The organism is Paenibacillus rhizoplanae (assembly GCF_042684125.1).
In the GTDB taxonomy this organism is placed as follows: Bacteria; Bacillota; Bacilli; order Paenibacillales; family Paenibacillaceae; genus Paenibacillus_AQ; species Paenibacillus_AQ rhizoplanae.
On record NZ_JBHUKY010000021.1, the window covers coordinates 253,653 to 277,109 of the forward strand.

Below are 23,457 nucleotides of genomic sequence, written 5' to 3' on the forward strand. Positions count from 1 at the left end.
GAACCAGCGGTCCCTGTCCCGGAGTTAGGATTTTTTGCGTCTGGCGGTCCTTGACCTTGACGCAACATGATTCAGATCAAAAGATTCAGGAGGCATAATCAGAATGAAAGATATGAAATATTTAATCTCCGTACTTGTAGGCGCGATGAGCTACGGCATTTTATCAACGATTGTTGTATTGGCCTACGGGCACGGTTACAAGCTGGGAGAGGTGGTCGGCACGCAGCTCTTAACCGGCTGTATTCTCGCCTGGCTGCTTGCGTTATATACCAAGCTCAGAGCGAACCGCAACGAGCGCAGCACAGCGAACGTTACAGCACCCGCCAAGGCGGTTCCCACCCGGCTGACCTGGAAGCATAGAGTGTTCTTGATGATGGCCGGTGCGCCAACCGTGGTTACGGGTCTGCTGTACTACCAGTCACTCCGGTATATTCCGGCTTCGCTGGCGATTATCCTGCTGTTCCAGTTCACCTGGATCAGTGTGCTGATTCAGGCGGTAAGCAAACGTCAGCGCCCAGACAAAATCACGGTGCTGACGCTGATCCTGCTGTTCGGCGGAACCCTGCTGGCCGCAGGTATTCTGAATCAGGGAGCTGCTGAGTTCAACCTGCTGGGGCTGGTACTCGGATTATTATCGGCAGTCAGCTATTCCATGTTCATTATCTTCAGCGGCAAAGCCGTTCCTTCGGCCCATCCGGCCTACCGGAGCGCCTGGATGGTCACTGGCGGCCTGGTGCTGCTGTGCATCCTGTTCCCGCCGACCTTCCTGTTTAACGGTATGCTATGGGGACCACTGCTGCTGTTCGGCTTCCTGCTGGGCTTGTTCGGCGCCTTCATCCCGCCGCTGCTGTTCGCCATCGGGGTTCCGCATATCGGCGGCGGCATGGCCGGTATTCTGGGCGCCGTCGAACTGCCTGTTGCCGTCTTAATGTCTTCGTTCGTATTGCAAGAGCATGTAAGTCTTCTGCAATGGACCGGAGTGGTGCTGGTGCTGCTGGGTGTGGTATTGCCTGAGTTATATAAGCTGCGGTGGGGCAATGGAAATGCCCAAGCCGTGAGTTCGTCATCGGTCTGAGTTCAGGCGGAGAGAAGAGGAGTGTTCCCTGTGAATAGGGGGCGCTCCTCTTTGCAGGTTGATAGATTATGTAAGCGCAAACAATTTTGTTGCCAAAAGTGAAATTAGGTGCTATTCTGAATTTGGGATTGTTACTGCAAAGGCAAAACCCAAAACATGGTCACGTGTTTTGGGTTTTGCCTTTCTTTATGTTAAGGGCCCTGCGGGACGCCGCAAGGAACCTTGACCCGTCTAACATCCTGTAAGCAGTGCCAAAATGAAATTCGGGGTAAAGGAGGGCAGCTTGGTTGATTATCAAGAAGATTTTCAATAACAATGCCATTATTGCCAAGGATTCAGGTAAGGATGAATTGGTTGTTATGGGACGCGGCATCGGCTTCAAGAAGAGCCCGGGTGATCCGGTGGATGTCTCTCTGATCGAGAAGACCTTTGTCCTGAAGCGAAATGACGCGTCCGAGAAATTCAAGGCCTTAATGGCGGATGCCCCCGCCGAATATGTAGCCTTAAGCTATGACATTATCGAGTATGCCAAGCAGACGCTGAAGGCCCGGCTGAGCGATTATATCTATGTGACCTTGACGGATCATTTGACTCATGCACTAAGGCTTCATGAGCAGGGTATCCGCAATCACAATCCGCTTCTCTGGGAGATTCAGCGCTGTTATCCGAGGGAATATGCCATCGGGCATCATGCCATGGGGATGATTGAGCAGTATACCCGTATCCGCCTGCCGGAGGATGAGGCCGGGAACATTGCCCTCCATCTGATTAATGCGCAAATGAACAGCTCGGGCAACAAAATTGCAGACCTTACCAGGCAGACTCAGCAGATTGATGACATCCTCAATATTGTGAAGTATTCCTATAACAACGAAATTGATGAGCATACGGTCAGCTACGAACGGTTCATCACCCATCTGCGGTATTTCTTCCAGCGCTCGCGCAAGCAGGAGTCTGAGGAGTCCGTGGACGATTTTCTGCTCAAGCAGGTGAGGATGAAATACAGGAAGGCGCATCACTGTGTGCTCAAAATTGAGAAGTATCTGGACCTGAAGCTCCTGGATGAAGAAATCCTGTATCTAACGATTCACATTCAGCGGGTAACGCAAAGACAAACTGAATAAAACCACTTGGATTGTTACTGGTCATGCAGGCGAAACCAAATCAGGCAGGAAGCTGCCGGGATGGTTTCGCCTTTTGCTTATCATTCATCAGGAAACGGGAGGATTTACTATGAAATATGAGGCACTAGCCAAGGATATTATCAAGCAGGTCGGCGGCAAGGAGAATATCAACGGACTCAGCCATTGCGTGACCCGTCTGCGCTTCAAGCTGAAGAATGAGGCGGTGGCGAATACAGATGTGCTGAAGAATATGGACGGAATTGTAACGGTGATTCAGAGCGGCGGCCAGTACCAGGTCGTGATCGGCAATCATGTGTCTGAGGTCTACGCCCAGGTGATGACGGCGGGCGGATTACAGGAAGGCGGATCAGAGACAGCCTCCGGTGAGAAAATGGGGCTGTTCAACAGCTTCATCGACATGATCTCCGGCGTATTCTCGCCGACCCTTGGCGTACTGGCTGCGACCGGGATGATCAAGGGCTTCACGGCCCTATTTCTAACCGTGGGACTCCTTACCAAGGAGTCGGGGACCTACCAGATTCTGAATGCGCTCGGGGATTGCCTGTTCTACTTCTTCCCGATCTTCCTGGGGTATACCTCGGCCAAGAAATTCGGGGCCAACATCTTTATCGGGATGGCGATAGGCGCTACGCTGGTCTACCCGTCCTTCGGCAGCATCACGGCGGCGGGCGAACCGCTGTATACGCTTTTTAGCGGAACGATCTTTGAATCGCCTGTGTACATTACCTTCCTGGGGATTCCGGTCATCCTGATGTCCTATACCTCCAGCGTCATTCCGATCATCATCTCGACTTATATTGGCTCCAAGCTGGAGGCCTTCTTCCGAAAAGTGACGCCGAGCGTGGTACGTACCTTCCTCGTCCCGTTCTTCACCCTGCTGGTCACCGTTCCGCTGGCGCTGATTGCAATTGGACCAATCTCCACCTGGGCCGGACAGCTGCTGGGGCAGGGAACCTTGTTCCTCTACAACCTCAGTCCGGTTATTGAGGGGCTGCTGGTAGGCGCATTTTGGCAGGTCTTTGTGATCTTCGGACTGCACTGGGGTCTGGTGCCGATTGCCCTCAATAACATGGCTGTACTGAAATCCGATCCGATTCTGGCGGCTTCCTTCGGCGCTTCGTTTGCTCAGACCGGTGCTGTGCTGGCGATTATGCTGCGGACCAAGAACGCCAAGCTGAAGTCATTGTCGATTCCGGCTATTATCTCAGGGATCTTCGGAGTTACGGAGCCTGCCATTTACGGAATTACGCTCCCACGTAAGAAGCCGTTCATCTTAAGCTGTGTCGCGGCGGCGGTCGGCGGCGGTATCGTCGGTCTGATGGGCACCAAAGGCTATATTCTCGGCGGTCTGGGGATCTTCGGTATCCCAAGCTACATTAGTCCTGACGGGATGGATAAAGGCTTCTACGGCGCGATTGCCGCCATTGTAATCAGCTTCATTCTCGGGTTCATTCTTGTCTTCTTCTCCGGGTTCAAGGATGAGGAAGCGGTGGACAGCAAGAGCGGCGGGACTGCCCGGAGCGTTTTGGTGAAGCAGGAGACGGTGGGAAGTCCGCTGAAGGGCCAGATCAGAGCCTTGTCGGAGCTTACGGACGAAGCTTTTTCTACTGGCGCAATGGGCAAAGGTATAGCGATTGAACCGCTGGAAGGCAAGGTGTACTCTCCCGTTGACGGGGTATTGACCACCTTATTCGCCTCCGGCCATGCGATTGGCATTACCAGTGATAACGGGGTCGATATTCTGATTCATGTCGGGAAGGACACGGTCAAATTGAAGGGCAAACACTTCACCCCCCGGGCCAAGCAAGGCGATACTGTCACCAAAGGCCAGCTGCTCATGGAGTTCGACGTTGCCGCGATTAGAGAGGCGGGCTATACGCTGACTACGCCTGTGATCATCTCCAATTCCGGTGAGTATCTCGACGTTATTGAGACGGACCAGAAGAGCATCGATTACCGGGAGAATCTGCTGACCGTCATGATCTAATCACTAACCTAATCCAATCGCAGGAGGAACTAATATGAATATGAATAAGAATATGAGTGTGAACAATAGAAGATTTCCGGACAATTTCCTGTGGGGCGGCGCAACGGCTGCGAATCAGCTCGAAGGCGGGTTCGATGCGGGCGGCAAGGGGTTAAGCACGGCGGATGTCATGACCGCAGGAACGCATACAGTCTCCCGGAGAATTACTCCGGTGTTGGAAGCCGGTTCTAATTATCCGAGCCATGAAGCAGTTGATTTCTATCACCGGTAGGAGGAGGATATCGCGCTGTTCGCCGAAATGGGCTTTAAGGTGTTCCGCATGTCGATCGCCTGGTCCAGGATCTTCCCGAACGGGGATGATGCCATGCCAAGCGAAGAAGGGCTTAAGTTCTATGACCGGGTGTTTGCCGAGCTGGCCAAGCACGGGATCGAACCGCTGGTGACGATCTCGCATTATGAAGCGCCTTATCATCTGGCGGAAGCCTATAACGGATGGGCGGACCGCAGAACGATTGATTTCTATGTCCGTTACTGCGAGGTGATCTTTAACCGCTACAAGCACAACGTGAAGTATTGGCTGACTTTCAATGAGATCAACATCCTTACGATGCCATTCGGGACATTTATGGCAGGAGCGATGAAGCCGGAAGGAAGTGCCGAACTAACGGCATCCGCGCAAACTGACAATGAGCAACTAAGATATCAAGCGCTCCATCACCAGTTCATCGCTAGTGCCAGAGCCGTGAAGCTGGGACATGAGATTCATAAGGATTTTCAGATCGGCTGTATGATTGCCTACATGTGCTCTTACCCGCTGACCTGTAATCCCGAGGATGTACTGCAGGCCCAGCAAAAGGATAATCTGAGTAATTTCCTCTGCTCCGATGTTCAGGTGAGAGGCGCTTATCCGGGCTTCGCGCTGCGACACTTCCGGGAGAAACAGATTGAGCTGCAGATGGAGGCGGGTGACGAGCGGATTCTTAAGGAAGGCTGTGTGGACTTCTACACCTTCAGCTACTATTCATCCACCTGCGTAAGCGCAGCTCCGGATCAGGAGGCGATTGGCGGCAATATGTCGCTGGGTCTGAAGAACCCGTATCTGCAGGCAAGCGCCTGGGAATGGCAGATTGACCCGCAAGGCCTGCGGTGGTCCCTGAATAATATCTACAACCGTTACGGACTGCCGATGATGGTGGTGGAGAACGGCCTTGGCGCAGTAGATACTGTAGAAGCAGACGGTTCTATCAAGGACATTTACCGGATCGAATATTTGCGGGAACATGTCCGGGCGATGGGGGAAGCGCTGGCTGACGGCGTGGACTTGATCGGATACACCTCTTGGGGCTGTATCGATCTGGTCAGTGCAGGCACCGGAGAGATGAAGAAGCGCTACGGCTTCATCTATGTGGATAAGGATAACGAAGGCAAGGGTACTCTGGACCGGTCCCGCAAAGACAGCTTTTTCTGGTATCAAAGGGTAATCGCCAGTAACGGAGCTGAGCTGGAGTAATCCGCGTCTGCCTTCAGCTCACTTTTTACAAATATCTGTCTGCTGTTTCAGTCTGTGGTCCCTACGGTATATGATTATTAATAACCATTAAAGGGGATTTCCTATGATCATAAAAGGGATCGAAAACATGGACGGCGGCAATATAATGAGCCAGATTCAGCAAGGGGGCAAATTCGTGATCTACACGTATTGCTTCTCTGTTGTCCTGATGACGTTCAGACGAAGCTCGGGCATCTATTTCATCAAGGCGGGCGAGGGCTCCGTCAAAAAAGGATTGAAGTACACCCTGCTGACGGCCCTGGTGGGCTGGTGGGGGATTCCCTGGGGGCCGATCTATTCCATCGGCGTGTTCATCACCAACTTCAAGGGCGGCAAGGACGTCACGAGTGAAGTGTTAGCGGCTCTGTCGAACCAGAATGCTTCATAAATAGAAGTACACATACGAGAAGCTGTCCCGCATGCCGTGAAATATGGCTGGTTAGGACAGCTTCTTATTTAAAAATAGAAGAATTTTTATGTTGCACACGAGTCTACTCACTGGAATAACCACTTAATTATCTATAGCTCCTTATAATATGTTATAATGAATTTCGGATTTCATACTAAGCAGAATAGAGGTCGCCAGAGGATGAAAGTAAAAATTAACCGCAATGCAGCTAAAGTTCTAAAAGATATGCTGAACAGCCCGGAAGCGGAAGGCAAGAAAATCCGCGTAGTCATCACCCAGAATCACGGAGATCACGGACACTATGATGTGGCGCTGGATACACCTACTGAGCACGATGAAGTGGTTGCTACAGATAAGGATATCGAGATTCTGCTGGATACCCGCGAACCGCTGCTCGACGGCGTCTGGATTCAGTATTTCTATGTGCCGCAGGAAGGCTTCTTCATCACCAATCCGTCTACCGGATTCCTGGAGAAATAAGCAGCAGTTAACTATGATCTGTGTTGCCTTAAGGCGGCGCTGTCTGAATCAGCCTCACCCGGCTGGTAAGACGGTGCCGTTTTTTTGTTGTATTGAGTAGAAGTTAGGAGAGTGAAAGTTGGGCGCTATGGAGCAGGTTTAGCACACTTTAATGAGAATGTATGTTCCTTTTATTATATACAATTCCAGAGTGATGGAATATAATTACATACACGAAGTCCGATACTTGACCCGGGAGGCGATAGAGATTTCTATACCGCATGATGAGGCTTTTAAAAAGCTGCTGGAAACTTTTTATCAGGAATTCATTGAGTTGTTCTTTCCTGAGCTGGGCGCTATGCTAGACTATAGTGAGACCCGGTTTCTGATGCAGGAATTGCTGGTGGATATTGTTGGCGAGGAGGCGCGGGAGCTGGATCTCCTGTTGGAGACCCGCTACAAAGGGCTGGAAGGTTATATTCTGATTCACCTGGAGCCACAATCGTACAGAGATAACGAATTCCGTGAACGAATGTTTATTTACTTCAGCCGCTTATTCGAGCGCTACCGCAAAGACCATAAGCTGATTATTCCCATTGCAATTTTTACTTCAGATGAGATCAGGGAGGAAGAGGACACGCTGGAGATGTCCATCCCCGAGCATTCCATTCTGCGCTTCCAGTTTCTTAAGGTGGAGCTGCGTAAGCAGAACTGGCGGCGGTTCATCGATTCAGATAATGCGGTGGCTGCTGCGTTATTAGCGAAGATGGGTTATACTACAAGAGAAGCGAGAGAAGTGCGCCGGGAATTCTTGCGGATGTTCATGAAGCTGAGAGCGCGGCTGGATCAGGGCCGATTGGCACTGATAATGTCCGTGGCGGATCTGTACTTTAAGCCGGACCGGGTACAGGATGAGGAGATTCTAAGAGAATTAATCGATCACTACCCGGAGGAGGGGGATGCCATTATGGAACTCATGCCAGCCTGGAAGCGTTGGGGATATGAAGAGGGTATTGCGGAAGGTATTGAGAAAGGTATTGAGAAAGGCAAAGCGGAAGGGAAAGAAGAAGGCCAGGCGGAGACGATTCGTAAGCTGCTGCTCCACGGATTTTCTCCCGAGGTAGTATCCAAGGCGGTTGAATTGCCACTGGATGAGATTAAGAAACTGATGTGAATACAGACCCGGGCGGATGTTGTCCGGGGTCTTTTTTTATTATGGGCTATATACAGGAATATTATGTTATCCCGCCCTAAAAGTCGTTGCAAAAGTATGCATTATCGTTGAATGCCTATATTAGCGGGGCGCGGAATTTTTATTATACTATTCTTGTAAGCGATTACACACATATAGCTGGGGGGAAATTCTAGTGAATAAGAAAAAAGCAATGACACTGATGTCCAGTATTCTGATGATCTCTCTGCTCAGCGCGTGCGGAGGCGGTAACGGGAATGCCGGTGGAAACGCAGCGGAGCCTAAGGCCTCGGCCGCAGCAACGGAAGCTGCAGGAACGAATGCCCAACCAGCCAAGGATGCCGGTGCAGTGGATACATCCCAGCCTGTTACCCTGAAGATGATTTTCGTAGGTCCGAAGCCGGTTGATTATGATCAGGTATTCGGAGAGATCAATAAGAAGCTCAAGGAGAAAATCAACGCCACACTGGAAGCTGAGTTCCTGGACTGGTCCGACTGGGCGCAGAAATATCCGCTTAAGCTGGCGGCTAACGAGGACTTCGATCTGATCTATGCAGCCAACTGGGCAGGCTATAACGACCAGTCACTCAAAGGCGGGTTCCTGGAGCTGACGAACGAAATGCTGGAGAAATATGCACCTATGACCTGGAAGGCGATGCCGGAGGTAGCCTGGGGTCAGGCGAAGGTGAACGGCAAGCTGTATATGGTGCCTCAGAACCGCGGCGAAACCGTAGAGAAGCTGATTCTGTACCGCGAAGACCTGCGCAAAAAATATAACCTGCCGGAGATCAACAGTCCGGAGGCATACGCCAACTATCTCAAGACTATATCCGGTAAAGAGAAGGGGGTTACCCCATTCGTACCGGAGACCGGAGACTGGAAGCTGCATAATCTGGACCGCATCCTGCTCAAGCAGCAGAACGAATGGAATCTGTTCGACCTCGATCTGCCGATGGGCTTCAAGCTGGATGATCCGGCCGGCAAAGTATTCAACTTATATGAGACTCCTGAATTCAAGGAGCTTGTCTACTATTATAAAGATTTGGCCGAGAACAACGCCTGGTCGAAGAGCGCACTGAACAGCAAGCTGGATCATCAGCAGGAATTCAAGGCAGGCAAGGCAGCCTCCATCACCCACAATCTGGGTACGCTTGGCGCCTTGATGACCGATATGCGGGAGAAGAACTCCCCGTATGAGCTGGCTCTGGCCGATATTAACCCGGATAAGAAAAAATCCGTTGCCGTCTCTACGCAGAACGGCGTAGCGATTCACTCCACCTCCAAGCAGCCGGAACGTGCACTGATGATGATCGATCTGCTCCAGAACGACAAGGAGCTGCATGATCTGATGATGAACGGCATCACGGCGGTGCATTATAATCCGGTCGGCGAAGATAAATTCACGAACGCCGAGAAGAATGCGAACTATACCGGCTTCTCGAACTGGGGCTTCAACTCGCCGCTGAACCGGGATAACGCCTCCTTCCCGGATGAAGCGAACGCCCTGACTGACAAATGGGAGAAGGAGGTCTATCACTATCCGCTGGAGACCTTCGTCTTCGATAACAGCAAGGTGAAGACCGAAGTGGCCAATGTCGGCAATGTGATGCTGCAATACGGCATTCCACTGGAATACGGCACTGTGAAGGACGTAGATGCGGGTCTGGCCAAGCTCCAGCAGCAGGTTAAGGCAGCCGGTATCGACACCATCATCGCAGAGGTGCAGCGTCAGATTGATGAATTCCTGGCGAACTCAGGCCAATAAGCCTGACAGCTTAGTTACACCTTATATGTACAATATGGCAGCGGTTCTCCCTTCTTGGGATGGAGAACCGCTGCTTTATGTTTTTATGCTCAATTCATACAGGTTTCATCTTTACCGGCCCGTCATTCAGCTTGTAGTACGGGCTGGCGGGATACTCTGCGGATTGTTGAACACATTCCCGGGATCATATTTCGCCTTGACTCTGCGTAATCTGGCATAGTTCGTTCCATAATAGACCGGGCCGGAATGCTTGATGCCCTGGTCAGGCACGTTGATGTAGCTTCCCACGATGAACGGCTGCAGCTTGCGACGGGTGTTGCGGACGTAGAATATATTTTTGGCGGCATCCGATTTCTTGATCCATGAGCTGTTCCACTCCACGTAGAATTTGGCCTTTCGCCAGTAGAAGGCAGTAGATTTAGGAGATTTACGGCTTACAGCCCCACCCCAGTTGAGGAAAAAGAACCCGGCGTCTTTCCCCTCCACCTTCTCCAGGAACTCACGCATCGGCTTAAATGCCTGATCCGGGAACGGTTTCCTGCCGAAGGCACTGGAGAACTGGTTGCTGAAGCGCTGAGTCTGTACCGGATCGGGAGCTAACAAGAAGCTGACCACTTGCGGATAAGGCAGGGAACGGATCGTTTGGATCGTAGGCGTTCCTACACTTGTAATGGGCTTCAAGAGGCGGACAGCCTCAGCCTTAGATCCGAGGAACAGTCCCAGCATGCTGACATTTCCACCCTTTTTGGGACCGATGGATAATTCGCTGCCCAGTCTGGTATTCACGGAGGGAGCCCAGCGCTGCCAGGTCTTAAGGACCTTCTCGAACTGGCCCCAGGGCCAGGTGATGCGGAATACCGTTGCTGTGGCAGGAGCCGGGCGTACTTTGAATTTGTAACGGGTGCATACGCCGAAGTTCCCTCCGCCGCCCCCGCGGGAAGCCCAGAGCAGATCGGCATTCCTTTTCTTATTCGCAATAATAATTCTGCCCTTGGCATCAACCATTTCGAGCTCCACGAGATTATCGCTGACCAGTCCCAAGGTACGCTGAAGCGGGCCGATGCCGCCGCCCAGTGTAATGCCGCCGATTCCAACGGTAGGACTGTCCCCGAAAGGCGCCATATACCCCTTCCGGGCAAGCGTATGTGCGATTCTCCCCACTGTGTTTCCGGCTCCGACGACGGCTGTCCCCGTTTTTTTGTTTAGCTTGATGCTGTTCATTTCACTGACATCAATGACGATTCCGCCGTTCACCTGGGACAGATTGACCTCCAGCGCATGTCTGCCGCCTCTGGGCCGGATGGGAATCCGGTGCTCGTTGGCCCATTTAATGGCGTTCGACACATCTTGCGTCTTCTGGGCGAACACGAATACTTTGGGGAATCTGTCGGTATGCGGGTCCCAATTTTTGCGTGCTGCCTCATAACCCGGGTCACCTTTAAAGATTACCCGTCCGGTAAGCTTTGTTCTTGAATTCACTGGTTTCCAGCTCCTTTTGAGCTAATAATAGAAATACATAGGCATAGGTCTGACTTTGACTAGGTATTGTATGCAGGGCGTTAGTCTATGGCGTGGGCTATAATGCGGCCTACAAATGAGAATTTCACACGAACACTATCTTTCTACTTCTTGCTGTAACGGCACAATACTAGTACAAGGACGGTACAGGCGTTTCTATTTGTCTATTGGCCGACAGCAGGAGTTAATTATTGCTAGATTGTACAGGTTTGTTGTTAAACACAGTGCATACATTAATCTGCAGGGGTAGATTAAATCTAGCAATTGTGAGGAGGAATAAGTATGGCGATTTTATCGACAGGTCCCATTGAGAATAGTCCTGCCGGCGGGGTCAGACCCACTCAACTGGTAACGATCAAATTCGATAACCGGGACCCGCTAATCTCTTCGGTGATTCTGGTAGAAGGCTATGTCTTGAACGGAACCCGGACGCTGTATGCGCAAGAGGAATTCTCTATCGCTCCGAATGAAGTGATCACGAAGAACTACTTCGCCGATCTGAATGCATTTGAGTTTGTTTTCACGATCGACGATGCCGCTTCAGAAGTAATTCAAATCTCGGCATGGGGCAAAAATTCGGCAGGGCAGCTGGTTACAGCTCACCGCCTGGTATCCTCTGAAGTACTGGATCCCGCAGGATCAGTGGTTTTCGAATGGGGTGAAACGATCTTTTGGGCGGATTCGGCAGCTCCAGGGCCGGGCAGCGGATCTCCGTTTGATCCGTTTAACTCACTGCAGGCGGCCATTGATGCCGCAGCCAACAGTCCTTTAGCAGTGGCTATCGGTATGAGAGCACGCTGTATTGTGCTCATTGCGGCTAATTCAATTTTTGATGAAGATGTCGTCATCCCGCCTGCCCGGCACATTCAATTGCTTGGTCTGGGTCCGTGGGTACTTGGCAATTCGGATCTGGCGAATTTCGGATCATCAACTCCGCGCAATGTAACGATACAGACCGACCCGGCTGCCGAAGACGTATACAGTGATCAAGGACCCGCCTTTGTTGCGCGCCCGGTTACTGTGATAGGCACGTTTGATAACGGTACCTCCGTAAGCACCCATACGAACTATACGGATGGAGCCATTATCAGCGGCGACATTACTTTCCAGAATGTGGCTGTGGGGGATCCCTTTACAACTATAGAATTTCAGCTTCTGAATGCCCGGGTAGTCGGAGGTATCATCCAGGCGGGACACATGGGGAATTTAAATACCTATTTATATCATAGCCGCATCAATACAATGGTTCATACGGGACTTAATATTCAGCGTATGGTTGACAGCCAGTCGGACGGGATCATCAATGTCCGCGGATATTCCCATATCACGAATACAAACATTAATGGTGCAGTCACTGTAACACTTGCCTTGACAGATGTGCCGCCAACCGGGATTTTCAGCAGCCAGTTCGCCACCATTACTTGGACCGGTCCGCTCACACTGGATACATCGTCCAACTATTATTTTGTGAACAGCGGTTCAACGTTAATCGGCACCAAAACCGTCTTATTCAGCTTGGCTTAGGATTTCCTGTGTCATGTGAGTTGCTCCTGTGCCGCCGGGCTGTTCCCTCGTCTGCTTTCAACCACAAACTGCTAAAGCCCGGTACACATGCTCAGCTGCCGGGTTGCCGGGCTTCAACCAGATGGTCTTCACCTTGTGCGCTTTGTGAAGCGTCAGCTGCTGCTTTCCATAAATAACTGTGATTGATAACACTTTAATTATTTACATTTCGTGTAATGTATATATACTTAACATTTGAAGGATTCATATCTCCGGGTTAACCGGTAAGGGAGGATATTACAGACATGACTTCAACTATTAGAGTAGGGATCGTCGGATACGGAAATTTGGGCAAAGGGGTACAGCAGGCCATTGCGCAGAACTCCGATATGGAGCTGGTAGCCATATTCACCCGCAGAGATCCGCAGCAGCTGGCAGACATCACAGGAACGCTTACCGAACACATATCAGCCGCCGAGCAGTACATAGGCAAGATTGATGTAATGATTCTGTGCGGCGGTTCCGCGACAGATCTGCCGGAGCAGACTCCGCAGCTGGCCCGGTTGTTTAATACGGTGGACAGCTTTGACACTCATGCCAAAATCCCCGATTTCTTCGCAGCAGTGGACAAGTCCGCCCGCGAAGGCGGCAGCGTAAGTGTGATCTCCACCGGCTGGGACCCGGGCATGTTCTCCATGAACCGGCTGCTGATGCAGTCGATCCTGCCGGTAGGCGAGGATTATACATTCTGGGGTACGGGAGTTAGCCAAGGGCATTCGGATGCGATTCGCCGGGTTCCCGGCGTCAAGGCAGGCGTGCAATATACCGTGCCGGTCCAGGAGGTCATTGACAGCATTCGCGGAGGCGAGACCCCGGAGCTGTCCACCCGTGAGAAGCACCGCCGGGAATGTTACGTAGTGGCTGAAGCAGGAGCTGACCGCGATGCCATTACCCGGACGATTGTGGAGATGCCGAACTATTTTGCCGATTATGATACAACGGTGCAATTCATCACGGACGAGGAGCTTGCCGCTGAGCATTCAGGGATGCCGCACGGCGGCTTCGTCATCCGCAGCGGAGTGACTGGAGGCGGAAGCAAGCAGATTGCCGAATTCGGGCTGAAGCTGGACAGCAACCCGGAATTCACCGCCAGCGTCCTGGCCGCCTATGCCCGCGCTGCTGTGCGCCTGAAGCAGGAGGGCCAGACAGGAGCCAAGACGGTATTCGACATTCCGCTCGGCCACTTGTCCCCAAGATCGGCTGAGGAGCTGCGGCGCGAGTTGCTGTAGGCAACAATTTTGGTGAGGTCAAGTGTGACTGAAGGAGAGTGATGAGGAGCACAAGTGCACCTGAATTCACCGGAAGTCAGCTATATGAGCAAATGAGGTGCACTAGTGCACCTGAATTCACCGGAAGTCAGCTATACGAGCAAATGAGGAGCACAAGTGCACTTGAATTCGCCAGAAGTCAGCTATATGAGCGAATGAGGAGCATTAGTGCTCCTTCACCCGCCATTGGCACCTGAACCCACCATTCGTACGCGTAAGACCAATCGGCTGCGCTCAGCCTAACCACTAGCGAGCATACATTATCACCAACCAATCCCTCACCTAAAAAAGAGGTGTCCCCAGCCAAATGGCTTAGGGACACCTCTTTTTGTATCAAAATATAAGAATTTATAAGTTTTACGCTATAAATTATCCTTCTATTTCTCGCTGAAACGGTACCGTCCTTTAAAAGGACGGCAAAGCCGTTTCCACTTGTTTAAGTCTACAACAGTTACACGATACCCTGCGCCAGCATGGTATCGGCGACTTTCAGGAACCCGGCGATGTTGGCGCCGGCAACCAGGTTACCGGCGACGCCGTAATCTTCAGCTGCCTGAACGGTTCTGCTGTAGATATTTTTCATAATGCCTTGCAGCTTCTCGTCCACCTCTTCGAAGGTCCAGGACAGACGCATGCTATTCTGGCTCATCTCAAGGCCGGAAACCGCTACGCCGCCGGCATTGGCAGCTTTGGCTGGAGCAAACAGCACCTGGTTCTCCAGGAACAGCTCCACCGCTTGGAGGGTGGTCGGCATATTGGCACCTTCGCCAATGGCCTGAACTCCGTTCAGAATCAGCGTGCGGGCGGATTCCAAATCCAGCTCGTTCTGTGTGGCACACGGCAGGGCGATATCGCAAGGCAGAGACCAGATTCCGCTACAACCCTCAACATACTCGGCATGCGGGTGCTCCTTCACATATTCGCTAATACGCAGGCGTTCGGTTTCCTTCAATCTTTTGACGGTAGCCAGATTGATGCCCTGAGGATCATGGATGTAACCGTTCGAATCACTGCAGGCAATCACGTGGGCCCCAAGCTGCTGAGCCTTCTCGATAGCATAGATGGAGACATTCCCGGAACCGGAGATGACTACCTTGCGGTCCTTGAAGCTTGCTCCGCGTGCTGACAGCATCTCTTGCACGAAGTATACACAGCCATAGCCGGTAGCTTCCTTGCGCGCCAGACTGCCGCCGTAGAGCAGCCCTTTTCCGGTTAGAACTCCGGCAGCATGCCCTCCGTGAATCCGTTTGTACTGGCCGAACATATAGCCGATCTCGCGCGCGCCTACACCGATATCTCCTGCGGGAACATCTGTATCCTGCCCAATGTGGCGGTACAATTCCGTCATGAAGCTCTGGGTGAAGCGCATAACTTCTTGATCCGATTTATCCTTGGGATCGAAGTCGCTGCCGCCCTTGCCGCCGCCCATGGGCAGGCCAGTCAGCGAGTTTTTGAAAATCTGCTCGAAGCCCAGGAACTTGATAATCCCGAGGTAGACGGAAGGATGGAAGCGCAGGCCGCCTTTGTAGGGACCGATGGCACTGTTGAATTGAATGCGGAAACCGCGGTTCACCTGGGTATTACCGGCATCGTCCACCCAAGGAACACGGAAGGAGATGCTGCGCTCAGGTTCAACCAGCCGCTCGAGAATCCCGTGCTTCATATACTGCGGGTGGCGGGTCAGAACGGGGGTGATGCTCTCCAGGAATTCCTGGACAGCCTGGTGAAATTCTGGCTCATGCGGGTCGCGCTTCTGGACCTCTGCATAGATCCGCTGCACGTACTGCACAGCCTCATTTGATACTTCTGACGATAGTGTAGGAACGATGGACACTTTGGCAAGCACTCCCTGTCTGATTGTAATTCGGGCTATCCCGTATTTAATTCGAATTTAAAAGAATTCTATAAAACCTGACATCAATTTGCCAATCAATTATTTTTGGCATAGTCATTAAGAAATTCTATGAACCTTACATATTATGCAAGCTATATGCGGCAGAATGTTAATAAACCTCTGGTCAATTCAGGATTGCAGTTCCCCTTGAATAGGGTATATATAAATAGCGGCAATAGCATAAAGTATTGAGAGAGAGGCGTTAGCATATGCACTTATTATCTGTAGCAGAATTGGTAGATGTGGAGAACCACGCCTGGGAAGAGATCAGGGAGCTGCTGAGTCAGGGATCACGCACCTACCGGCTGGAGGCGGCAGAGCCGGAGGCAGCAGCGCAGACGCTGGTCCGCCTGCAGGTCAGCACGAAATCCTATCTGGGAGCGATAGCCTATGAGACAGGAGGAATCGTGTTCGAGCATGGCTGGATTACGCTGCTTGGTGCGGGAGCCGAAGGGATCTTCGGAAGCTTAGCCTCTTGGAATGGCCTGTCTACAGCGGATGATATTCCTCCCATGCCGGGGATGTTGATCGTGGCCTATGATGCGGCAGGCGGATTCTTCGGCCTGGATACGGGGCGGTTCGGGCAGACCGGTCATATCTATTATTATGCCCCGGATGTGCTGCAATGGGAGACCACCGAGCTGACCTATTCGGGCTTCATCGGCTGGCTGGCGGAAGGGGACCTGAATCTGTTCTATGAAACGTTCCGCTGGGAGGGCTGGGAAGAGGCTGTCCAGCAGCTTGAGCCGGGCCAGGTCATGGGCTATTACCCGCCGCTGTGGACGAAGGAAGGCAGCGGCCCGCTTAGTCGAAAAGCACCAGCTTCTATTCTGGAGGCCTGGCGTTCAGCGAGAAGTGAGGGCGCTATAAATGAAGTAGAGTAAGGCCTGCGGCAGCCAAGGGATTGTATGTGTTGTCCGTAAACTTTACAAACAGCATCGGAATAGGTATAATTTAAGTATATTTCAGGGTTTGAAACAACAAAGAGGGGCCTAACGCCATTAGGCTCCTTTTGTATTTTCACCCATGTTAACAGGAGGGCGAAAGTCATTCACAAGGAAAAGATTTTGGTATGTGTTCATTATGGGCCGCATGGGGAGCGTCTAATCCGGCGTGGTGTCGAGCTGTCTGAGATGCTTGGGGCACCGCTCTATGTGCTTAATGTGGATAGTTCGGACAGCGATGAATATAATCATAGCAAAGAAATGTATATGGCTGTCTGGAAGCGTCTGGCGGAGGAAGCCGGAGCGGAATTTCTGGTCCGCAAACGCCGGGGCCGCAAGACAACGGATGTGATCGTGGAAGCAGCAGAAGAGAAAGAGGTCACTCAGATCATTATTGGCCAATCCGCCCAGACCTTGTGGCAGGAGCTGACCAAACGCAACTTCGTCAATGAGCTGATCAGCAAGATGAAGATGATGGATCTGCATGTCGTTGCAGTTCAGCGTATGCGCGCCGGCCTCGAAGAGACCCATGAAGAAGGGGTGATCTCTTATCTGGTGAAGAATGAGGGCGTGTACCAGCTCAGCGATGAGCCGGAAGGCAACGATTACATCAAAGGCAAATTTTTTCATGAATTGCACACAGAATTTGAGAATGGCTTGTTCAGAATTGAGCAAGATGGTAAAGCAAGATATTTGCATATCTGTGAAGGGACGTTGACCGAGCCATTGTAACCGGCTCTTGTCTTCAGGAAGTAAGTACCAGCGTTCACAACCCAAATTGTAAAATGGAAAAGGAGGCTTGCCTTTGCTGCATATAACCGTTCTTGTTCCGTTTCTCCTGGCCCTGATGATAGCGCTTCTGCGCGGGAGGATGCGAAAGCTCCATAGAGGATGGCTTGTATTAGCCGCACCGCTGGCGTTATTCATATATTTCTTGACCCGGATTCCAGTCATCAAGGGAGGGGATCTCGGATATGAGACCTTGTCTTGGATTCCTTCCCTTGGTATTGATCTGGTCTTCCACCTGGATGGATTAAGTTTGCTGTTTGCCTTATTAATTACGGGAATGGGCACCCTGGTCTTTATCTATTCCATCTTTTATCTGGATAAACGCAAGGAAGAGCTGACGCCGTTCTATGTATATCTTCTGCTATTCATGGGGGCGATGCTTGGAGTCGTGCTGTCCGATAATCTCATGGTGTTATACGGATTCTGGGAGCTCACGAGTGTCTCGTCGTTCCTTCTGATTGCCTACTGGCACCGGAGACAGAAATCACGCTATGGCGCACAAAAGTCAATGCTGATTACCGTCTTCGGCGGTCTGGCAATGTTCGCAGGCTTCTTAATGCTGTATGTGATGACCGGTACGTTCAGTATCCGCGAGATCTGGAGCCAGGTCGGCGACATCAGCGGACAGACGCTGTTCATTCCTGCAATGCTGTTGATTCTGCTGGGTGCCTTCACCAAATCGGCCCAGTTCCCCTTCCACATCTGGCTGCCTGATGCGATGGAAGCGCCGACTCCGGTCAGTGCGTATCTGCACTCGGCAACTATGGTCAAAGCCGGTTTATATTTGGTAGCACGTTTCAGCCCGGTGTTCGCGGGGCAACATGAGTGGTTTTGGATTGTGTCGGGTGTCGGCCTGATCACCTTGATCTATGGATCGATCCAGGCGATGAAGCAGACGGACCTGAAGGCTCTGTTAGCCTATTCTACAATCAGTCAGCTCGGACTGATTATGGGACTACTGGGAATGGGATCTGCCGCGTCCTTCTATACAGGGGAAGAGGCTGTATTCTATACCGCCGCAACAACGGCAGCACTATTTCATTTAATTAATCATGCCATATTCAAAGGTTCGCTCTTCATGGTGGTCGGAATTGTCGACCATGAGACGAATACACGTGATCTGCGCAAGCTTGGGGGACTGGTGTCTCTGATGCCGGTAACCTTTACGCTGGCGCTGATTGGCAGCTTCTCGATGGCGGGGCTTCCCCCGTTTGCCGGATTCCTGAGCAAGGAAATGTTCTTCACGGCTGTGCTGAATATCAGACAGCTGGATATCTTTAGCCCCGGGTCTTTTTTCACCATCTTCCCGGTTCTGGCGTGGATTGCAAGCATATTTACCTTTGCATACAGCATGATTATGGTCTTCCATACCTTTTTTGGCAAATATCAGCCGGAAAAGCTGGACAAAAAACCGCATGAAGCGCCATTCGGCCTTCTGCTTCCACCAGTTCTCCTGGCGCTGCTGGCTGTTGTCACCGGATTGTTCCCGAACATGCTGTCGAAGACACTGATCGTGCCGGGGATGAATGCCATTCATCCGCAGCTTGCAGCAACCGCACCTTTTGAGGTGAATATTCATTTCTGGCATGGATTCACAACCGAGGTCTGGATGACGCTGGGCGTGATCATTCTGGGGATTATTGTATACCGTGTATATGGCAGGTTCAGCCTAGTTGAGAAGGAATGGCGCAGCGGATATACGCTGACACAGGCATATGACGCGAGTATCCGTCTTGTTGAGCAGGCCTCACGTGCAATCACAGGGCTATATATGACAGGTTCCATGCGTCAATATCTGATGTACATTTTCACTTTGATTATTATAACGGTTGGCGGCTCCATGCTGTATTCGGAAGGCATTACGTTCGGCCAGGGGAGCTACGCTCCGGTCACCTTCTTTGAAGTTGTTGCTGTACTGGTCCTGCTGACAGGCGCGCTCGCCATTCCGTTCGCAAAGTCCAGAGTCTCGGCGATTCTGCTGACGGGAATGGTCGGGTATATGGTGACCTTGCTCTTCATCCTGTTCCGCGCACCCGATCTGGCACTGACACAGATGATCGTTGAAGTGGTATCGGTCACGCTGTTCCTGCTCTGCTTCCGGCATTTGCCGAAGCTTGAGCGGGAGAAGGTCCGGTTCCGGCTGAAGGTACCCAAGCTGATCATTGCCGTAGGATTCGGCGCAACGATGACACTGGTTGCCCTGGCTGCGCTCGGCAGCAGTCCGTTCGAGTCGATCTCAACCTACTACGTGGAGAATAGTTACAAGCTTGGCGGCGGCAAGAACATCGTCAATGTCCTGCTGGTGGACTTCCGCGGCTTCGATACCATGTTCGAAATTACGGTGCTGGGACTGGCGTCGCTGGCCATCTACTCGATGATCAAGCTACAGCTGGAGCAGGATAATACGCCTGTTCTGCCCAGAAAAAGACCGGAGGAGAGCAAGCGCCGCTATACCCGCAGCAATGATGTATTGTTACAATCGGTGGCAAAAGTAGCCTTCGTGATCATCATCACTTTCTCCCTGTATCTGTTCTTCGCGGGTCATAATCAGCCGGGAGGCGGCTTCATCGGAGCGCTGATGGCGGCGGCGGCACTCGTGCTGATTGCCATTGCCTTTGGTATGGAATTCGTTGAGAAGGTGCTGCCTGTCGATTATCGTAAGTTAATAGCCGTCGGAATCTCTATTGCTTTTCTCACAGGCATGGGTTCCTTTGTATTCGATGCTCCGTTCCTGACCCAAGCCTTCGGCTATTTCGAATTGCCGGTCATGGGCAAGACAGAGCTAACTACGGCGATGCTGTTCGATCTGGGCGTATACCTCTCGGTCATCGGTGTCACTATGAATATCATCTTTACGGTCGGGAGGGATAACTGATGGAGATCCTTATTGCCCTGGCGATCGGTGTGTTGTTTACCGTAGGTGCATATCTGGTCCTGTCCAAAAGCCTGCTCCGCATCCTGCTGGGAACCACGCTGCTGGCTCACGCCGTTCATCTGCTGCTGCTGACCATGGCGGGACTGAAGACAGGCGCTTCCCCTCTGCTTGGGGAGAACGCGGACAGCTATACCGATCCGCTGCCGCAGGCGCTTATCCTTACTTCGATTGTAATCAGCTTTGGGGTATCCGCGTTCTTCATCGTCCTGGCCTACCGGGCCTACCGCTCGGCGGGTATGGATGATGTGGAAGGAAGCAAGGGGGAGAGACCATGAACAACCTGCTGGTACTGCCTTTGCTAATTCCGGCCTTTACGGCGGTCATCCTGATTTTTCTGAAAGAGAAAGTGAAGCTGCAGCGTATACTCAGTGCCATCAGTGTGCTGGTGAACATCGCAGTAGCGCTTATCATTGTGTACCAGGTCCGTACGGACGGGATTCAGACGCTGTATATGGGAGGATGGCTACCGCCTTACGGCATCGTCTTCGTAGCCGATATGTTCGCAGCGCTGCTCGTATTGACGACTGCGGTGGTGGGGGCGGCCTGTCTGTTCTTTTCCTTCGCAAGCATTGGTGAAGAGCGGGAGCGGTTCTACTATTATACGTTCTTCCATTTCCTGCTGACCGGTGTGTTCGGCTCGTTCCTCACGGGAGACCTATTCAACCTGTTTGTCTGCTTCGAGGTCTTGCTGGTGGCCTCCTACGCCATGATTGTACTCGGTGGAACGAGAGTCCAACTGCGTGAGACACTCAAATATGTACTGGTTAATGTCATTTCCTCCACCTTGTTTGTAGCCGCAATCGCCTATCTGTACGCAGCAACCGGGACACTGAATATGGCACATCTCGCCATGCGTGTAGCGGAGGCCGGGCAGGGCGGTGTGATGAGTGTTATTGCCGTATTGCTGTTGCTGGTGTTCTCGCTCAAAGCGGGTCTGCTGCTGTTCTTCTGGCTGCCGGATTCGTACAGTGCCCCTCCGCAGGCAGTAAGGGCCTTGTTCGGAGCCTTGCTCACCAAAGTGGGACTGTATGCCATTACCCGGACGTTCTCACTGATCTTCGTGCATGATATGGGTCTGACGCATACGCTGATCGGCTGGATGGCAGGAGCCACTATGATTCTTGGAGCCATCGGGGCGCTGGCATACAATGATCTTAGCCGGATCTTCAATTATAATATTGTGATCAGCGTGGGATTCATCGCATTCGGCATTTCTGTCGCAACCCAGGATTCTCTGAGCGGGGTAGTGTTCTATCTGATGCACGATATGATTGCCAAGGCGCTGCTGTTCTTCCTGGGAGGACTCATTATCGCCGCCTCGGGAACCGAGCAGCTTAAGCTGATGGGCGGTCTAATCCGCCGGTATCCATGGACGGGCTGGATGTTCTTCATCCTGACGCTGGCCCTGGTGGGAGTCCCTCCGCTTAGCGGTTTTGCCGGGAAGGTCATGATGGTCCGCAGCGGCTTCGGGGAGCAGCACACTGTGCTTGCGCTCATTGCTCTGGCTTCGAGCTTCGTGGTCTTGTATTCGCTGATCAAAGTGTTCCAGCAGGTATTCTGGGGAGGCGAGAAGAACGAAGAAGAAATCCGCCCTCTGCGCTACAAAGCCATGATGGCACCGGCTGCCGTGCTGTTTGTGCTCGTCATCCTAATGGGTATCGGCGCTGAGCTGGTGAACGGCTATGTAATACAGGCCGGCGCAGTCCTCGCTGATCCGGCAGCGTACATTAATGCTGTCATAAGGAGTCGATGAAGATGGCCTTTCAAATATTATTGAATCTCATGATAGCCTTCCTGTGGATGTTCCTGAATAATGACTGGACGGCCTCCGGCTTCATAATCGGCTATGTGCTGGGGGTGGCCGTTCTCATTGTCATGCGCCGCTTCTTCGGCGGGCGGCTGTATCTGGGCAAAGTATGGGCGGTGCTGAAGCTGGTGGCCTTGCTCCTGCGGGAGCTGATCGTATCCAGTTATGTAGTGGTGAAGGCAGTGCTAAGACCGAATCTTAACATCCGCCCGGCTATTCTGATGTACCATACAGAGCTGAAGTCGGACTGGGAAGTAGCGGTGTTGATCACCATGCTCTGCCTTACACCGGGCTCTGTGGTGCTGGAGGTATCCAAAGACAACCGCACCCTATATATTCATGCGATGGATATAACAGATGTGGAGCAGTTCGACGCGAATATCCGCAATACGTTTGAACGCGCGATTCTGGAGGTGACCCGTTCATGATTCACTTTATCCTCATGCTGTCGCTTTCGATTATGGTAATCTCTATTGCCATCTGCGCCTGGCGGCTGGTCAAGGGACCTTCACTGCCTGACCGGGTGGCCGCGCTGGATACCATTGGAATCAATCTGCTGGCGATGGTAGCGGTTCTCTCGATCCTGTTTAAGACTGAGGCTTATATCGAATATATTCTGCTCATCGGAATTCTCTCTTTTATCGGCACGATGGCACTGGCCAGATATATCGAAAGGGGAGTGGTGTTTGAATATGGAAATGATCAAGACGGCAGTTGAATTACTCTTTGTCCTGCTTATTCTGACTGGTGCACTGCTAAGCGCTGTCAGTTCTGTGGGGCTGATCCGCTTGCCGGATGTCTATTTGCGATCACATGCCGCAGCCAAAAGCGCTACGCTTGGTGTGCTCTGTATCCTCAGCGGCGCGTTTCTCTATTTTGCCTTTTTTCTCGATTTCGTCAGTGCGAAGCTGCTGCTCGGAATCGTGTTCGTATTCATGACTTCGCCGCTCTCCGCTCATCTGACAGGCCGGGCGGCCTACCGCTCCGGTGTTCCGCTCTGGAACCGCCGCGTCCAGGATGACCTCAAGGGGGCACTGGAGAAGGAACAGCTGGAGGAACAGGTGAAGACCGATTCATCCTCGTCATAATCAAATAAGAACAGGGATGTCCGAAGCACCTTGAGTCGCTGCGGGACATCCCTGTTGTGATATTTGGCTA

At 52.0% G+C, this 23,457-nt stretch carries 19 protein-coding genes and 1 pseudogene; 18 read left to right on the forward strand and 2 right to left on the reverse strand.

The window, feature by feature from the left end; translation table 11 throughout:
• Positions 1 to 112 precede the first annotated feature (112 nt).
• From ACFSX3_RS11405 to ACFSX3_RS11440, 8 genes and pseudogenes are all read left to right on the forward strand, one after another.
• Positions 113 to 1,075 carry an EamA family transporter gene (locus ACFSX3_RS11405; RefSeq protein WP_209986399.1) on the forward strand — a complete coding sequence of 321 codons (963 nt, stop codon included), beginning with the start codon at positions 113 to 115 and terminating at the stop codon, positions 1,073 to 1,075.
• Between the two features lie 287 nt (positions 1,076 to 1,362).
• On the forward strand, positions 1,363 to 2,199 hold the full coding sequence (gene licT / locus ACFSX3_RS11410; RefSeq protein WP_209985830.1) for a BglG family transcription antiterminator LicT: 837 nt from the start codon (positions 1,363 to 1,365) through the stop codon (positions 2,197 to 2,199).
• Positions 2,200 to 2,308: 109 nt separating this feature from the next.
• The gene (locus tag ACFSX3_RS11415) at positions 2,309 to 4,207 is read left to right on the forward strand and encodes a beta-glucoside-specific PTS transporter subunit IIABC (protein WP_209985833.1); all 1,899 of its coding nucleotides are present in this window, start codon (positions 2,309 to 2,311) and stop codon (positions 4,205 to 4,207) included.
• A 52-nt stretch (positions 4,208 to 4,259) separates the two neighbouring features.
• Positions 4,260 to 5,717: pseudogene (locus ACFSX3_RS11420) on the forward strand (6-phospho-beta-glucosidase).
• 103 nt (positions 5,718 to 5,820) lie between these two features.
• The gene (locus ACFSX3_RS11425; protein WP_209985835.1) at positions 5,821 to 6,144 is read left to right on the forward strand and encodes a hypothetical protein; all 324 of its coding nucleotides are present in this window, start codon (positions 5,821 to 5,823) and stop codon (positions 6,142 to 6,144) included.
• Between the two features lie 201 nt (positions 6,145 to 6,345).
• Positions 6,346 to 6,645, forward strand: a complete 300-nt coding sequence (locus ACFSX3_RS11430; RefSeq protein ID WP_036729071.1) for a heme biosynthesis protein HemY — start codon at positions 6,346 to 6,348, stop codon at positions 6,643 to 6,645.
• 151 nt (positions 6,646 to 6,796) lie between these two features.
• Positions 6,797 to 7,798 carry an Rpn family recombination-promoting nuclease/putative transposase gene (locus tag ACFSX3_RS11435; protein WP_379256662.1) on the forward strand — a complete coding sequence of 334 codons (1,002 nt, stop codon included), beginning with the start codon at positions 6,797 to 6,799 and terminating at the stop codon, positions 7,796 to 7,798.
• 193 nt (positions 7,799 to 7,991) lie between these two features.
• Positions 7,992 to 9,581 carry an ABC transporter substrate-binding protein gene (locus ACFSX3_RS11440; RefSeq protein ID WP_339224738.1) on the forward strand — a complete coding sequence of 530 codons (1,590 nt, stop codon included), beginning with the start codon at positions 7,992 to 7,994 and terminating at the stop codon, positions 9,579 to 9,581.
• Between the two features lie 126 nt (positions 9,582 to 9,707).
• Here ACFSX3_RS11440 and ACFSX3_RS11445 read toward each other — a convergent pair whose 3' ends face one another.
• A complete protein-coding gene (locus tag ACFSX3_RS11445; RefSeq protein ID WP_209985841.1) occupies positions 9,708 to 11,060 on the reverse strand; it encodes an FAD-binding oxidoreductase in 1,353 nt (450 codons plus the stop codon).
• A 321-nt stretch (positions 11,061 to 11,381) separates the two neighbouring features.
• Between ACFSX3_RS11445 and ACFSX3_RS11450 the strand changes: the two genes are divergently transcribed.
• Both ACFSX3_RS11450 and ACFSX3_RS11455 read left to right on the forward strand, forming a co-directional pair.
• A complete protein-coding gene (locus ACFSX3_RS11450) occupies positions 11,382 to 12,623 on the forward strand; it encodes a hypothetical protein (protein WP_209985845.1) in 1,242 nt (413 codons plus the stop codon).
• Positions 12,624 to 12,907: 284 nt separating this feature from the next.
• Complete coding sequence (locus ACFSX3_RS11455; protein WP_209985847.1) at positions 12,908 to 13,891, forward strand: diaminopimelate dehydrogenase; 984 nt, start codon at positions 12,908 to 12,910, stop codon at positions 13,889 to 13,891.
• A 490-nt stretch (positions 13,892 to 14,381) separates the two neighbouring features.
• Here the strand turns inward: ACFSX3_RS11455 and gdhA are convergent, their stop codons facing one another.
• Positions 14,382 to 15,758 (reverse strand): NADP-specific glutamate dehydrogenase, encoded by a 1,377-nt coding sequence (gdhA, locus tag ACFSX3_RS11460; protein WP_209986405.1) that lies wholly within the window; start codon positions 15,756 to 15,758, stop codon positions 14,382 to 14,384.
• Between the two features lie 275 nt (positions 15,759 to 16,033).
• On the opposite strand from gdhA, the gene ACFSX3_RS11465 reads away from it, so the two are divergent.
• The 8 genes from ACFSX3_RS11465 to mnhG all read left to right on the forward strand — a co-directional run bounded on the left by ACFSX3_RS11465 (position 16,034) and on the right by mnhG (position 23,387).
• Complete coding sequence (locus ACFSX3_RS11465; RefSeq protein ID WP_209985850.1) at positions 16,034 to 16,708, forward strand: DUF2625 family protein; 675 nt, start codon at positions 16,034 to 16,036, stop codon at positions 16,706 to 16,708.
• A 183-nt stretch (positions 16,709 to 16,891) separates the two neighbouring features.
• The gene (locus tag ACFSX3_RS11470; protein ID WP_339224742.1) at positions 16,892 to 17,500 is read left to right on the forward strand and encodes a universal stress protein; all 609 of its coding nucleotides are present in this window, start codon (positions 16,892 to 16,894) and stop codon (positions 17,498 to 17,500) included.
• 67 nt (positions 17,501 to 17,567) lie between these two features.
• Complete coding sequence (locus ACFSX3_RS11475) at positions 17,568 to 20,432, forward strand: Na+/H+ antiporter subunit A (protein ID WP_209985853.1); 2,865 nt, start codon at positions 17,568 to 17,570, stop codon at positions 20,430 to 20,432.
• Positions 20,432 to 20,767, forward strand: coding sequence for a Na(+)/H(+) antiporter subunit C (locus ACFSX3_RS11480; RefSeq protein WP_209985856.1), 336 nt, complete (start codon positions 20,432 to 20,434; stop codon positions 20,765 to 20,767). The genes ACFSX3_RS11475 and ACFSX3_RS11480 overlap by 1 nt, the downstream gene beginning before the upstream one ends.
• Positions 20,764 to 22,245 (forward strand): Na+/H+ antiporter subunit D, encoded by a 1,482-nt coding sequence (locus tag ACFSX3_RS11485; protein WP_209985859.1) that lies wholly within the window; start codon positions 20,764 to 20,766, stop codon positions 22,243 to 22,245. Before ACFSX3_RS11480 ends, ACFSX3_RS11485 begins: the two co-directional genes overlap by 4 nt.
• Positions 22,246 to 22,247: 2 nt before the next feature.
• Positions 22,248 to 22,727, forward strand: coding sequence for a Na+/H+ antiporter subunit E (locus ACFSX3_RS11490; RefSeq protein ID WP_209985863.1), 480 nt, complete (start codon positions 22,248 to 22,250; stop codon positions 22,725 to 22,727).
• Positions 22,724 to 23,017, forward strand: a complete 294-nt coding sequence (locus tag ACFSX3_RS11495) for a Na(+)/H(+) antiporter subunit F1 (protein WP_173126715.1) — start codon at positions 22,724 to 22,726, stop codon at positions 23,015 to 23,017. Before ACFSX3_RS11490 ends, ACFSX3_RS11495 begins: the two co-directional genes overlap by 4 nt.
• Complete coding sequence (mnhG, locus tag ACFSX3_RS11500) at positions 22,992 to 23,387, forward strand: monovalent cation/H(+) antiporter subunit G (protein ID WP_209986412.1); 396 nt, start codon at positions 22,992 to 22,994, stop codon at positions 23,385 to 23,387. The genes ACFSX3_RS11495 and mnhG overlap by 26 nt, the downstream gene beginning before the upstream one ends.
• The last annotated feature ends 70 nt before the right edge of the window (positions 23,388 to 23,457 follow it).

What these genes read in the sequence shown, in the direction of transcription:
- ACFSX3_RS11405 (WP_209986399.1), top strand. Translation starts at nt 113, where the DNA reads ATGAAATATTTAATCTCCGTACTTGTAGGCGCGATGAGCTACGGCATT.
- ACFSX3_RS11415 (WP_209985833.1), top strand. Translation starts at nt 2,309, where the DNA reads ATGAAATATGAGGCACTAGCCAAGGATATTATCAAGCAGGTCGGCGGC.
- ACFSX3_RS11425 (WP_209985835.1), top strand. Translation starts at nt 5,821, where the DNA reads ATGATCATAAAAGGGATCGAAAACATGGACGGCGGCAATATAATGAGC.
- ACFSX3_RS11430 (WP_036729071.1), top strand. Translation starts at nt 6,346, where the DNA reads ATGAAAGTAAAAATTAACCGCAATGCAGCTAAAGTTCTAAAAGATATG.
- ACFSX3_RS11435 (WP_379256662.1), top strand. Translation starts at nt 6,797, where the DNA reads ATGAGAATGTATGTTCCTTTTATTATATACAATTCCAGAGTGATGGAA.
- ACFSX3_RS11450 (WP_209985845.1), top strand. Translation starts at nt 11,382, where the DNA reads ATGGCGATTTTATCGACAGGTCCCATTGAGAATAGTCCTGCCGGCGGG.
- ACFSX3_RS11455 (WP_209985847.1), top strand. Translation starts at nt 12,908, where the DNA reads ATGACTTCAACTATTAGAGTAGGGATCGTCGGATACGGAAATTTGGGC.
- ACFSX3_RS11465 (WP_209985850.1), top strand. Translation starts at nt 16,034, where the DNA reads ATGCACTTATTATCTGTAGCAGAATTGGTAGATGTGGAGAACCACGCC.
- ACFSX3_RS11480 (WP_209985856.1), top strand. Translation starts at nt 20,432, where the DNA reads ATGGAGATCCTTATTGCCCTGGCGATCGGTGTGTTGTTTACCGTAGGT.
- ACFSX3_RS11485 (WP_209985859.1), top strand. Translation starts at nt 20,764, where the DNA reads ATGAACAACCTGCTGGTACTGCCTTTGCTAATTCCGGCCTTTACGGCG.
- ACFSX3_RS11490 (WP_209985863.1), top strand. Translation starts at nt 22,248, where the DNA reads ATGGCCTTTCAAATATTATTGAATCTCATGATAGCCTTCCTGTGGATG.
- ACFSX3_RS11495 (WP_173126715.1), top strand. Translation starts at nt 22,724, where the DNA reads ATGATTCACTTTATCCTCATGCTGTCGCTTTCGATTATGGTAATCTCT.
- mnhG (WP_209986412.1), top strand. Translation starts at nt 22,992, where the DNA reads ATGGAAATGATCAAGACGGCAGTTGAATTACTCTTTGTCCTGCTTATT.